Below are 12,259 nucleotides of genomic sequence, written 5' to 3'. Positions count from 1 at the left end.
CCAATCATTCAGTTGCTAACCCGCTCCTCACAGAACCAGCTTTAAAAGCCCCATTCCTCTCAGCATTTGAAACAGGTTCCAGATCTGACCATTGCGGGTTGCTTGCATCAGCAAAGGCTGGAGAATAACGGCATGACTCACGCCCGGACCCGGAGCTCATCATGAACAGTACCGTCTATGACGCTTTCCGCTGCCTGGAGCTGCTCGCTTCAGCGAGCCGGCCTCAAGGCATTCGCGAAATGGGACGTGAACTGGCGCTCGACTCGGCCAAAATAACGCGCCTGATGAAAACGCTGCTGGCGCTGGATATGGTGCATCGCGATGCGCGGCGCAAATACACCCTTGGCATCGGTATCCATCGTCTCTCGGCCTACGCTATCCATAATTCAGCGTTTTATAATGCGGTGATCGGCATTCTGGAAGAGAGCGGAAATCCGGCTATTTCTATTGTTATCGGCGTCCTGAGCGGCACCAATGTGGTCTATATCATCCATACACGCGGAGGAGAAAGCATTGCCCGTGCTATCGGGAATTATCAATCCTATCCGGTGCATGACTCGGTGATTGGCATCAAATTATTATCAGCCATGAGTGATGAGGAAATTATCAGTCAAATCGGTATTCATGATTATCGGCTACTTAAAAATGATATCGAACAGGCACGCCGCCATCAGGTGTTCGCGAAAGCCTATGGTCAGCATGATTATCGACTGGCATGTAATATTCCCGGCATGCCAGCGGCCATCGCCTTATCTAATATCAACAGTGAAAAGATGGACGTTGAGATGTTAAGTTTGTACCTGATATCTGCCGCGAAAAAAATCAGTGGCGAACCACTGACTATTCTAAATCAATAGTTTACAGCGCTTCGCCGTTTCGGCAACCGACTGTCCTGGCCGGTATAACGACGAACCTATCCCGACACTGTCATAATGAACCAGATAGTCAGCCGCATTATCAACCGTTATCCCGCCGACCGCTGAAAACCGGACCGGCTGAGAGAGCGGGCCTTTGATCAGTTGCGGATAATTAATCGGCAATGCGCAGGCCGGAAATATTTTCATCACCGCCACACCCAGTTCGGCAGCAAGGAAAATTTCGCTGGCGCTAAACACTCCGGCATACACCGCTAATCTCTGCCTTTTCGCTTCGGCTATCACCTGCGGATCAAGATTGGGTGTAAGAATAAACCGGGCTCCGGCGGCAAGGCTTTCATCGACCTGGCGGCTATTCACTACCGTTCCTGCGCCAATATTCAGGCGGGGACCGAAGTGCTTAACCGCTCCCTGAATACTGGATTGCCAGTCAGGCGAGTTAGTGGTGATTTCAACCTGGCTGATGTCATTATCCAGCAGGCAGCGGATATGTTGATTAACCTCTTCCGGACCAATGCCGCGTAATATAGCGATAACCTGTGAGCTAATAGTCATGGCGGAATACCTCATTCAGACCGGCTATTAAGGCGGTTTCCGCAGGCAGAAATTCTGCCGGTTGATTTAGCGCCTCACAGGCCAGCCGGTAATGCGCTAACAGGCTTTCACTGCCAATAAAACAGATGGTCTCCGGGCCGGTAGCACCCAATAAAACTTCATGGCCGATCAGTAATCCGGATAACCATGCAGAGGCCGCCTCTGCCGCAAGCGCATTAAGGATATAACGACCCCGACAGCGAAATAGTTCGCTAACCAAATCGGTTTGCTGATGCTGAATAGTCTGCGCCGTTTCAATGCCGCTTAAAAAGGCTTCATCTGACCAGCATTGCTCGGGCAATCCTTTACCCAGCACCGAATGGTTAAGCAATAGCGCATAGAGCTCACCGGTCATCAGCGTCTGTAAGCGGGTCACCTGCTGCTGTTGTCGATCGATTCTGAGCCACTTGCTGTGGGTGCCAACCGCGGCAAAGTTCTGCACAGCAGAGAGCATCAACCCGCCGGCCAGCTGCATCTCTTCTCCACGGCAGATTTCATTCACCCGTCGGTCACAGATCCCCGGACGCAGACTCACCGGGTTCGGGATGATCCCCGGCAGCGGCTGCCCTTTACCGAAAAGCGCGCTGAAGCTAAGCGGTAGAGTGAGATAGCCCGCATCGGCGAGGCCGATATTGCTGCCAATCATGCCGCACAATATCACCGGCAGCTGTTCATCGTAAGCCTCGCCGAGCCTTAACAGTTGCTGCTGCAATATCAACGGCAAGGCATCGCGCTGGCATTTACCGACGCCGCAGTCCGCCTCGACCGTTTTGATCATCCTGCCATCTCGTACGCTCAGCGCCCGAAAATTACTGGTGCCCCAGTCGACCGCGATATAGTTCATGCCGGCCTCGCCAGTACCGCCAGCGGCAGTGCATCGGTCAGTTCCTTCAGCTCCTGACGGGTTATCTCATCCAGACTCTTTGCCGGTTCGCGGACGTAATCACTGGCAAAAATCCCCGCCCGGTGCAGCACGGTTTTATGAATAGCCACGCCGATACCGGGCTGGACACCGTAGCGAAGAAAGGGCAGGTAACGGTAAAAATGGCTCTGGGCTGCTTTTCGATCCTGATGCCAGCAGTGAAGAATGGTATTAATCACGTCCGGAAATTCGCAGGCGGGCATCGTGCCGGTTATCCCCCGGCAGAGCTCTTCAAACAGAAAGCCAGCATTCAGGCCGCCAAACAGGCCGACCCGATCGCCTAATGCCTGTTTCAGCGCGCTGATTTTTAGCGTCGTCGGCGGCTGCTCAACTTTGATGTACTTAATGGCCGGGAAATCTTCGCAAACACGGACCAGCGTCGTCACCGGCATGGTCACGCCGGTCATCAGCGGTGCATCCTGAATCATGATATCGATGCTGCACGCCTGACAGATATCGCGCCAGAAGCGATAGAGTTCTTCCGGGCCGGGTTTAACCACGGCGGGTGGATTGACCATGGCGATATCGGCACCCCAACGCTGTACCCGGTTGATCTCATCAATCGCGACGGCTGAAGAGGCGCCGCCCGCCGCCGCAACCAGAGGCAAATCGCCGACCTGTTTTTTGACGCAGTAAAAAAGCGCCTGCTTCTCATCCTGCGTCAGGGCATAACCTTCAGAGGCGTTGCCAAACAGCGCCAGGCCATCAACACCCTGCTGCAACAGAAAGTGGACCAGGCGTTCAACCGAGGCAAGATCCAGCTCGCCTTGTTCAGTAAATGCGGTGGCCAGAATGGGTACGTTACCTTTTAGCATGTTGCCTCCGTCAGATGTTTGCGTAAACGATCTTCATCGATTTCAATCCCCAGTCCGGCACCCTGTGGCAACTGATACGCGCCTTTTTCACAGACCAGCGGCTGTTTAAGTAGCTGATTAGCGACGTTGAAAACCGGAGGCTGGTACTCAAGCATGAACAGATTAGGTATCGCAGCAGCGGCATGGATTGAGGCGGCGATACACGGACCCTGACCCACGCTGAGATGAGGGGCTACACGCAGGTTCCAGGTTTCCGCCAGCGCGGCGATATGTATCAGTTCACTGATCCCGGTGCGGCCTACGTCAGGTTGCAGAATATCTGCGGCGCGTTGCTCAATCAGCGGCTTAAACTGGTAGCGGGTGCGTTCCGTTTCACCCAGCGCAATGGCAATCGGGCTTTTGGCGCGCAGTTCACGATGACCGGTAACATCTTCAGGCAGCAGCGGCGCCTCAAGGAAGCCAACACCGAGCGTATGCAGGCGCTGTGCGAGTTCACTTGCTTCGGCAACGCTGTAATTCCAGTGGGCATCAACGAACAGTTGTGCTTCCGGGCCGAGCGCTTCACGGATAACTTTCACATTGTGGATGTCTTCGCTGACGCCATATCCCAATGCCAGCTTAAAGGCATTGAACCCCTTTTCCTGCCAGCGTCTGGCCAGCCGCGCACGGGATTCCAGATCCGGTTCCGGCAAGCCGGAGACATAGCAAGGAATGGTCTCGCGGTAGGCTCCCCCGAGCAGTTGATACACCGGTAAATTGAGGATCTGGCCTTTAAGATCCCACAGGGCGATATCTACGGCGGCCAGCGCATCAATATGGTAGCCCGTGATATGGCCGCGATCGCGCATCGCATCGTACATGCGTGAATTCAGCACGGCGCTATCGAAGGGCGAACGACCGATAATTAACGGCCTGAACAGCTGGTTGATCAGTTCAGCAATCACCTGCGGCACCACCGGTGCCAGCGCCTCGCCCCAGCCGACGTGGCCGTCGCGGGTGGTAATCTTTACCAGGCAGGTTTCCATCTTGCGGGAATAGACGCAGCGGTATTCAGGACGGTAATAATAATCCGCTTCATCGTCAGCAGCCTTGCCGCCCAGATAGATCTGGTCAGCGGCAACTTTGAGCGGAAAGCATTCAACCTGACTGATTTGCATAGTAACTCCGGTTCAGATTAATCAAGGATTTTGCCGGCGGTCTCTTTGGCGAACCACACCGCAATAAAAGAGACGAGGGCAGTGATCATCACGTACCAGGCGGGAGAGAGCGGATCTCCGGTCCAGGCAATCAGGCTGGCTGAGGCCAGAGGCGTGACGCCACCAAACACCGCCACCGTCAGGTTGTAGGCGACGGCAATGCCGCCGTAGCGAATCGCGGTGGGAAACAGCTCCACCATCGCTGCGCCACAGCCGCCGTTAAACATGGCGACAAATACGCCCAGCAGGCTCATGGCCGCTATCGACGTCATCACCGAACCTTGCGTCATCAGCAGCATGGCGGGATAGGTGAGCAGAATGAAGCCGCCACATCCCATCAGCATCAACGGACGGCGGCCCCAGCGATCGGAAAGATAGCCGGTAAGCGGCATACAGACAGCGACGCTGAGCAAGCCCAGCGTGGTGATGAGATAAGCGTCGGTCCGGCTGTAATGCAGGTGGGTGGAGAGGTAGCCCGGCATAAAGGATTGCAGCACCCAGCTGCTGACCGCTTTGACCACCACAAAGCCGACGCAGAAAAGCAGGGCGCGACCGGATGAGCTGAGCGTCTTACGCAGCGGCGATTTCTCGATCTTTCCGCTGGCCTGCAGCTTATGAAACGCAGCCGAGTCTTCCATATTGCGACGCATATACAGCCCACCCAGGCCGAGCGGGGCGGCAAGCAGGAAGGGAATACGCCATCCCCAGTCGTTCATTGCGGCGTCGCCTAACGCATGGGTCAGCAGCAGTACCAGCCCTGAGCCACAAACAAAGGCCATAAAGCTGAAGTTTTCGCTCCAGCAGGTGAGCGTAGCCCGCCGGTTCGGTGCGGCGCTTTCGGCCAGATAAGTGATAACGCCAGAGCTTTCACCGCCCGCCGCAAAGCCCTGCACCAGCCGGGTTATCACCAGCAGGATAGGGGCGATAATGCCCGCCTGGTGCCAGGTCGGCAAAATCCCCATCACAAAAGTTGAGAGTGAGGTAATCACAATCACCGTGACCAGCACTTTGCGTCGGCCCAGACGATCGCCCATTGAGCCAAAGAACAGCCCGCCCAATGGACGCATAAGAAAGCCGGAACCGAACACGGCGAAAGACTTTAACAGTGCGGTCGCGGGATCGGCGCTGACAAAAAAGTTGCTGGCGATAATCGCCGCCAGGGTGCCGTACAAGCCAAAGTCAAACCACTCGATAAAGTGACCTATCCCGGCAGACATCATAATTTTGGCGGTGCGTCTGGGCGAACGTTTAACTGTCGTCGGCGCGACCTCAATACCGTACTGGCGGGCTGAATGATCCATACGCTCTCCTGAAGGTGATAACGATGAGTGCATCGGTTGGCTGATGGAATGAGCGTATGAGCTTTAGGCGGAGCATGTCGGAACGGGCGAGGATTGCGTGAGGTGGAGCAAAGATTGAATCGTTTTTTTGCTTCACATAGTGAAGCAACCAGCGGCGCGCCGGTGAAATGCAGGCTTCTGCGCGGCATCAGCCCTGTTAACTAATCTTTTAATGAAAGAGCGGCCAGCGCAGCAGAGAGCACTTCTCTCCGCCACGCTGGCCGTTGCGATTACCTTATCACTAACCCAACATCACGCCATCTTCAGCCGCTGCAGCCGTTTCTCGCGGCGGATTTTGCGCTCTTCCATTACCGCTACCATCGCCATCAGAGTGATACAGGCGATAGCGGCAGCATCCAGCGCGGCAAAGGTGCCGGCCCAGCCGGTCAGGCCGAATATCGGCGTGCCGTCGGCGATCATGCCCAGGCCCAGTTTGGCGAAGCTGTCACCAATCAGATAGGCGAAGGTGCCTTTGATGCCATCCGCTGCGCCGATGGCTTTTTTCGGCACAAAGCCGACCGCGGCGACGCCGATTAACAGCTGCGGACCAAACACCAGAAAGCCGAGCGCGAACAGCGAGGCCAGATAGATATACTGGTTGCTGGCATGCTGATAGATCCCCAGCGTGGCGATAATCAGCGCCAGCGCCACACAGGCCACCAGCCCGCGACGACCGTTGGCCAGATCGGATAACCAGCCCCACAGCAGCGTGCCGACCAGCGCGCCGACCTCAAACAGGGTAAAGCCCTGAATCGCCACCTCTTTAGAGAGCTTCAGCTCCTGAAACGCATAGACGGTTGACCACTGATCGATGCCGATGCGCACCACATAGAGGAAGATGTTGGCGAAGCAGAGCAGCCAGATCACTTTGTTTTTCAGCACGTACTCAACAAAGATCTGCCATTTGGTCATCGACTCATCTTCGGCTTCCTGATCCTCTTCGCTCAGCACTTCGTCAAACAGCTCTTCGGCTTTGCCCAGCCCATAGGACTCCGGTGAATCACTGCCGAAACGCAGACCGATAAAGCCAACAATCAGCGCGATGATCGACGGGAAGATAAACATCCCTATCACATGGCCGTCGAACAGATAATTGGCACCAAACAGCGCCACGCCGGCCGCACCGGCACCGCCGAGGTTGTGCGAGATGTTCCACATTCCCAGATAGGTGCCACGCTTGCGGCGCGGGGTCCATTTGGTGATGGTGGAGTAGCTGCAGGAGCCGCCGGTACTCTGGAAGAATCCGCTTAAAGCATAAAACGCAATCATCAGAAACAGGCTGACCGATCCGGTACCCATGCTGGCGCTGAAGCCGAGCATACAGATGGCCGACAGGATCAGCATAAACGGCAGGAACTGCTTGGTGTTTTTGCCGTCGGCGTAATAGGAGACCAGCGTTTTACCCACGCCGTAGGTGATCGAGAAGCCGAGGCCGATCATCCCCAGCTGCGTCATGCTCAGCCCGTAGGTGGTGATCATGTCGTTCTGCGCAATGTTGAAGTTTTTGCGGATCAGATACATGGTCAGGTAGCCGATAAACACCACCAGATAGGACTGCATAAAGGGTCTGAACCACAGCTTGCGCCGCTCGTCGAGCGGCAGGTCCAGGGTCGGTTTGCGCACCTGATTAAGAAAGGCCAGCATGGATGGGGGTTCTCCTGGTTGGAAAAGCTGCAACGGGCAGCGAATGGCTGGCATTGTAAAAATCAGCCGCCCGCCTGGCCTGAGACAGCCGCCAGGCGAAACCAGGAAAATGTCTTAGTTTTGCCCGATATGCGGCAAAAAAGAGAGGCGCATCACGCTTCGTCGACCGGACGCGGTGCCTGCGCATTGAGAAACGGCAGCAGCAGCAGCGCGGAGATCCCGGCCGCAATCGCAATCACCGCAAAGAAGCCGCTCCAGTGCCAGCTGTCGATCACCCACGCCAGCGGCCAGCCGGAGAGCGATGCGCCAAGATAGGCGAACAGCCCGACAAAGCCGGTCGCCGCACCCGCCGCATCCTTGTGAGAACACTCGGCCGCCGCCATGCCAATCAGCATCTGCGGACCCGAGACAAAGAAGCCGGTGGTGAAAAAGCACGCCGTCTGCATCACGTAGCTGGTGAACGGCATCAGCCACAGCGATCCCACCGACAGCAGGATCCCGGCGGCGAAAATCAGGTTCATCGGGCCGCGGTTGCCGTTAAACAGCTTGTCCGATCCCCAGCCGGCCACCAGCGCGCCGATAAACCCGCCCAGCTCAAACATCGTCACCGCCGAATTGGCGGTCACCAGATCGACGCCCAGCGTCTCTGAAATATAGAGGTTGCCCCAGTCGTTGATCGCCGCGCGCACCACGTAAACCAGCACGTAACACAGCGCCAGCAGCCAGATGTAAGGGTTCAGCAGCACGTAGCGGGTGAGGATCGCTTTGCGGCTCAGGCCCGCGCCTTCCTGCTGCTGCGCCGTCTCCATCTCATCCTGCCGCCAGTCGCCGACCTCCGGCAGGCCAACGGTCTGAGGCCGATCGCGCAGTCGCCAGCAGAGAAACAGACCAGCCAGAATCGCTAATCCGCCCGCCATCATCATCCCGCTGCGCCAGCCGTAGTGCAGCGCCACCGCCCCGATCATGATCGGAATCAGGGCGCCGCCGACGTTGTGCGCGGTGTTCCACAACGCCCACCAGCCGCCGCGCTCGTTACGCGAATACCAGGCGGTCAGCAGGCGGGCGCAGACCGGCGCGCCCCAGCCCTGGAAAAAGGCGTTAACCGCCCACAGCAGGGCAAAGGCCCACAGCGAGGTGGAGAAGCCGAACAGGATGTTTACCACCCCGGTGGCAATCAGCCCCAGCCCCATAAAGTAGCGGGCGTTGGAGCGGTCGCTGACGATGCCGGAGAAAAATTTCGACAGGCCGTAGGTGATGTAAAACAGCGTCGCCAGCAGGCCGATATCGGTGCGGGTCATCACGCCGCTGGCGAGGATCTCCGGAGCCGCGGCGTTGAAACTTTTGCGGGTAAAATAGAACAGCGCGTAGCCCAGCCAGATGGTCATCATGATGTGTCGTCGCCAGTAGCGATAGCGGCGATCGATCTCCGCTTTATCCTGCAGCGGCGTGGCGTTGGCCGGGGTTTTCAGAAAGCTAAACACATTCACTCCTCACACCGTACGCAGCGGCAAATGGACGCTGACGCGGGTGCCGTGGGTACAGGATATCGCCAGCGTGCCGCCCAGCGCGGTTACCCGTTCGCGCATCCCGGCCAGGCCAAAACCTTGCTGGCCGGAACCGGACGGCAGGCCGCAGCCATCATCTTCAATCACCAGCATCACCCGTTCATCCTGCTGCCAGCCTTTGAGCGTTACCGCACGGGCGCTGGCGTGTTTCACGATATTGTTCAGTCCCTCCTGGCAGACGCGAAACAGCGTGACGCGCTGGCCTTCGCTGAGCAGGCTCTCATCGACGTGCCAGTCGAGATGGCTGACGATGCCGCGATCGTCGAGTTCCATCTCACGCATCAGCGAGCGGACCGCCTGCTCCAGCGAGAGATCGTCTAACTGACGCGGTCGTAACCGTCCCAGCAGCCGCCGCACCGAATCGTACACGCCCAGCGACAGCTGCTCGATGTGTGCGCCGCTCTGGATCACCCGGCCATTATCGGGCGCCAGCCGCTGGACGATGCCCGCCTGGGTACGGATCGCGGTGATGGTCTGGCCGATGTCATCGTGCAGCTCACGCGCCACCTCCTGGCGTACGCTCTCTTCGGTTTCCACCAGACGTTCAGCCAGCCGCCGGTTGCGCGCCAGCTCATGCTGCAGCGACTGATTAAGCTCCCGCAGCCGCTGGATACCGGCACCCAGCAGCAGCCCGGTCAGGCTTTGCGCCAGCAGCGACAGCAGTAGATCGACCGGATGATCGTGCCAGGTCTGGCTGGCAATCAGGGCAATGGCGTTCATCAGGGTGGCGATCAGCGCACCCTGCCAGCCGTAGTGCCACGCCAGCGCGATAATCGGCAGCGCCAGACAAAACGGCGTAAATCGCGACAGCTCCGCCGGCAGGCCAAGCTGCAATCCCAGGCTGATGATAAACAGCAGCAGATACCCGATCAGATGCCGGGCGCGCCAGTAAACCGGCTGGGAGACCAGCGCCGGGCCCAGCGGCTGCCAGCGGGTGCGGGTGAGATAGTGCCAGATAACCAGGCAGGTCGGAGCCAGCGTCAGCCCGCCAGTGAGCGTCAGCAGCAGGGCGTTCAGCACCTCCTGCTGACCGGCCCACGGCAGCAATGTCAGCACGCCGCCGAGCATCAGCAGTGGCAGATGGGCCAGCGCGACTTCGTGCGACAGCCAGATCAGCAGCAGCCACTCGCTGACCAGCAGTACCGGCCAGTAGCCGCGCGGACACTGCAGCATCAGCCCCAGCCGCAGGCCAAACGGAAACAGCAGCACCGCCAGCTCGGGTCGTTCCACCAGATGCAGGCTGATGCTCCACAGGCAGAACCAGGCCGCCGAGAAGATGCAGACGCTGGCGGCCACCGATATCAGCCGCGACAGAAGCGGCGTCATTGCCAGCCGTCAAACATGCGGCGCGCCAGCTCGACGTCGTTGCTGACGCCGAGTTTTTCCATCAGGTTGGCGCGATGAACGTGAACGGTTTTGGGCGACAGCCCCAGCTCGGCTGCAATGGTTTTTACCGGCATCCCCTGCGACAGTTTCTCGGCCACCTGGCGTTCGCGGCGGGTCAGCGGGTCCTGGCGACCGGCGGCCAGCTTAAGGGCAATCTCCGGCGTCAGGTAACAGCCACCGGCGGAAACCGTGCGCACCGCGGCGATCAGCTCATCGGGACGACAGCGTTTGGAGAGATAACCGCGCGCGCCGGCGTTAAGCGCCTGTTCGACCAGTGCCGGACTGTCGTGTACCGACAGCATGATGGTGGCTAAGCCCGCGGGCAGCTGGCTCAGCAGCTCCAGTCCGGAGAGATCGGGCATTGAGATGTCGCAGATACAGACCTGTACGCCGCGTCCCGGTAAACCCGCCAGCGCCTCACGGCCCGATCCAAACTCGGCCACAACCTGAAAATCGGGTTCCAGTCCCAGCAACTGGGCAAACCCGGAGCGGACGATAAGATGATCGTCAATAAGCGCGATGGTAATCATGATGCGTTCCTGGCGGGAAAATTCGCGCTTACCTTAGCGATAAGCGCATGGCTGTTCAAGTCGTGAGCAGTCTGGCGTGCCAGCGGTCGCGGGATGTTGATCCTGGTGGGATCGGGGCGATCGTCACGACTTTACCTTTTCGGCTATGTTGCTGAACTGTCTGGCGGAACGATCCCCGGGAACGTCACGTATTGCTCTGGTCCTGCTTAGACAGCGGCGAGGCATATGGGCAAACAGTCACATTTTTTAGCGAGCTAAACGTCCTTAACGCACGCTATCTTTTCCAAACCAGGGTTTTCGAGTTTCGATATCTACGGCAGTCAGACGAAACGTATCGTTATTATATTTATCTTTAGCACAATTTAATTCGTAAAATCCCCAGTAGCCAGGGTTAGAGAAATAGAGAGTGTATTTGTCGCTATTGAAACCAAAGTATCTCTCATCCTCTCTTTTTATTATTAATTTTCCACACTTCGCCTCATCACGCCATTCAAATCGGGTTGCGTGATCTAAAACTGAGGAGAGGATGTTTGCTCCCCAGTGTGGAATCGCAAAAAGCACCACGGATACAGCCAGAAAAAAAGCGATTAACGTTGCGGTCTGATAGCCTTCGGTTTTGTCTGCCTGAGTAATGAAAATCAGGTAGCTTACCGGCTGGAGCAGCAATGCCAGTGCCATAATTGAAAAAACAAACTTCCAGATGAATTCAGTATAAGGTACGGAGGAAATACTCAATGCGCTGAATTGGGTAAAGTAACTTGATGCCAGTGCATTAGTTAAAATAAAACAGAGCGGTAAGAAAAACCAGAGCGTCAGCCTGATTTTTCGCAAGGAGAGATTTCCATTTTTTTCTAAATCGTAAAAAGTCAGAATACCGCCCGCAAGCGTTAATAAAATGAAGGTAAGAAACAGAAGTCTGCCTGTAAAAACAAAGCCCAGGGGAAGTACTATATAAGTTAACCCAAATACTAACCACGAGAGTAATGATAGTGTGCCAGCTACTTTCTTCAGCGTGCGATTCTGATATTTGAATATGAATGTATGAAATATCGCTAATGCTCTGTGCGGCAAAAAAATTATAGATGAAATGATAATTATCAAGCCTATTGAGCCTGCTATTTCCTTAATGTTTTTTTCAAAGCCGGAAGATCCTATAATAGTGACTAAAGTAAAGAAAATAATCAGGTCTAATCTGTATTCCTGGGTGATCCGCTTTAATTTTCTCAAAAAACGCATATTACATCCCTGATAATTTAATATTTGTAGATAATATTCTATAGAATACACGAAGAAAATGGGATAGAGATAAAATTCATTGTCTTTTGAAGGGGAATATCAGTTGTTCAGAAGGCTAAGTGAAGCCCGATGAGGAAAGGTATGGTGATAATAACT

At 56.2% G+C, this 12,259-nt stretch carries 11 protein-coding genes; 1 reads left to right on the top strand and 10 read right to left on the bottom strand.

Translation table 11 applies throughout. From position 1 onward, the window contains the following. Positions 1-161 precede the first annotated feature (161 nt). Entirely contained in the window at positions 162-857 is a 696-nt protein-coding gene (locus tag LZU96_RS17540; RefSeq protein ID WP_233985403.1) for a helix-turn-helix domain-containing protein, read from the top strand. Here LZU96_RS17540 and LZU96_RS17535 read toward each other — a convergent pair. The 10 genes from LZU96_RS17535 to LZU96_RS17490 all read right to left on the bottom strand — a co-directional run bounded on the left by LZU96_RS17535 (position 846) and on the right by LZU96_RS17490 (position 12,103). After that, positions 846-1,430 carry a 2-dehydro-3-deoxyphosphogluconate aldolase gene (locus LZU96_RS17535; protein WP_233985402.1) on the bottom strand — a complete coding sequence of 195 codons (585 nt, stop codon included), beginning with the start codon at positions 1,428-1,430 and terminating at the stop codon, positions 846-848. The two genes, LZU96_RS17540 and LZU96_RS17535, sit on opposite strands and share 12 nt — an antisense overlap. Next, positions 1,420-2,313 carry a 2-dehydro-3-deoxygalactonokinase gene (locus LZU96_RS17530; protein ID WP_233985401.1) on the bottom strand — a complete coding sequence of 298 codons (894 nt, stop codon included), beginning with the start codon at positions 2,311-2,313 and terminating at the stop codon, positions 1,420-1,422. The genes LZU96_RS17535 and LZU96_RS17530 overlap by 11 nt, the downstream gene beginning before the upstream one ends. Then, positions 2,310-3,206 (bottom strand): dihydrodipicolinate synthase family protein, encoded by an 897-nt coding sequence (locus LZU96_RS17525; RefSeq protein ID WP_233985400.1) that lies wholly within the window; start codon positions 3,204-3,206, stop codon positions 2,310-2,312. Before LZU96_RS17525 ends, LZU96_RS17530 begins: the two co-directional genes overlap by 4 nt. Beyond that, complete coding sequence (locus tag LZU96_RS17520) at positions 3,200-4,363, bottom strand: mandelate racemase/muconate lactonizing enzyme family protein (RefSeq protein WP_233985399.1); 1,164 nt, start codon at positions 4,361-4,363, stop codon at positions 3,200-3,202. The genes LZU96_RS17525 and LZU96_RS17520 overlap by 7 nt, the downstream gene beginning before the upstream one ends. A 17-nt stretch (positions 4,364-4,380) precedes the next feature. Next, positions 4,381-5,622 (bottom strand): MFS transporter, encoded by a 1,242-nt coding sequence (locus LZU96_RS17515; RefSeq protein ID WP_233988224.1) that lies wholly within the window; start codon positions 5,620-5,622, stop codon positions 4,381-4,383. 372 nt (positions 5,623-5,994) lie between these two features. Next, complete coding sequence (uhpT, locus tag LZU96_RS17510) at positions 5,995-7,386, bottom strand: hexose-6-phosphate:phosphate antiporter (RefSeq protein WP_233985398.1); 1,392 nt, start codon at positions 7,384-7,386, stop codon at positions 5,995-5,997. Positions 7,387-7,538: 152 nt separating this feature from the next. After that, entirely contained in the window at positions 7,539-8,867 is a 1,329-nt protein-coding gene (locus tag LZU96_RS17505) for an MFS transporter (protein WP_233985397.1), read from the bottom strand. 9 nt (positions 8,868-8,876) lie between these two features. Then, complete coding sequence (uhpB, locus tag LZU96_RS17500; RefSeq protein WP_233985396.1) at positions 8,877-10,277, bottom strand: signal transduction histidine-protein kinase/phosphatase UhpB; 1,401 nt, start codon at positions 10,275-10,277, stop codon at positions 8,877-8,879. Then, on the bottom strand, positions 10,274-10,867 hold the full coding sequence (gene uhpA, locus LZU96_RS17495) for a transcriptional regulator UhpA (protein WP_031376330.1): 594 nt from the start codon (positions 10,865-10,867) through the stop codon (positions 10,274-10,276). The genes uhpB and uhpA overlap by 4 nt, the downstream gene beginning before the upstream one ends. 264 nt (positions 10,868-11,131) lie before the next feature. Continuing rightward, positions 11,132-12,103 carry a hypothetical protein gene (locus LZU96_RS17490; protein WP_233985395.1) on the bottom strand — a complete coding sequence of 324 codons (972 nt, stop codon included), beginning with the start codon at positions 12,101-12,103 and terminating at the stop codon, positions 11,132-11,134. Between the last annotated feature and the right edge of the window lie 156 nt (positions 12,104-12,259).

This window comes from Pantoea agglomerans (assembly GCF_021397715.1).
Taxonomy (GTDB): domain Bacteria; phylum Pseudomonadota; class Gammaproteobacteria; order Enterobacterales; family Enterobacteriaceae; genus Pantoea; species Pantoea astica.
The sequence above is the reverse complement of the archived record's forward strand: the minus strand, read 5'-3'. Positions and strand labels throughout refer to the sequence as shown.

What these genes read in the sequence shown, in the direction of transcription:
- LZU96_RS17490 (WP_233985395.1), bottom strand. Translation starts at nt 12,103, where the DNA reads ATGCGTTTTTTGAGAAAATTAAAGCGGATCACCCAGGAATACAGATTA.
- LZU96_RS17520 (WP_233985399.1), bottom strand. Translation starts at nt 4,363, where the DNA reads ATGCAAATCAGTCAGGTTGAATGCTTTCCGCTCAAAGTTGCCGCTGAC.
- uhpA (WP_031376330.1), bottom strand. Translation starts at nt 10,867, where the DNA reads ATGATTACCATCGCGCTTATTGACGATCATCTTATCGTCCGCTCCGGG.
- LZU96_RS17535 (WP_233985402.1), bottom strand. Translation starts at nt 1,430, where the DNA reads ATGACTATTAGCTCACAGGTTATCGCTATATTACGCGGCATTGGTCCG.
- uhpB (WP_233985396.1), bottom strand. Translation starts at nt 10,277, where the DNA reads ATGACGCCGCTTCTGTCGCGGCTGATATCGGTGGCCGCCAGCGTCTGC.
- LZU96_RS17525 (WP_233985400.1), bottom strand. Translation starts at nt 3,206, where the DNA reads ATGCTAAAAGGTAACGTACCCATTCTGGCCACCGCATTTACTGAACAA.
- uhpT (WP_233985398.1), bottom strand. Translation starts at nt 7,386, where the DNA reads ATGCTGGCCTTTCTTAATCAGGTGCGCAAACCGACCCTGGACCTGCCG.
- LZU96_RS17530 (WP_233985401.1), bottom strand. Translation starts at nt 2,313, where the DNA reads ATGAACTATATCGCGGTCGACTGGGGCACCAGTAATTTTCGGGCGCTG.
- LZU96_RS17540 (WP_233985403.1), top strand. Translation starts at nt 162, where the DNA reads ATGAACAGTACCGTCTATGACGCTTTCCGCTGCCTGGAGCTGCTCGCT.
- LZU96_RS17515 (WP_233988224.1), bottom strand. Translation starts at nt 5,622, where the DNA reads ATGATGTCTGCCGGGATAGGTCACTTTATCGAGTGGTTTGACTTTGGC.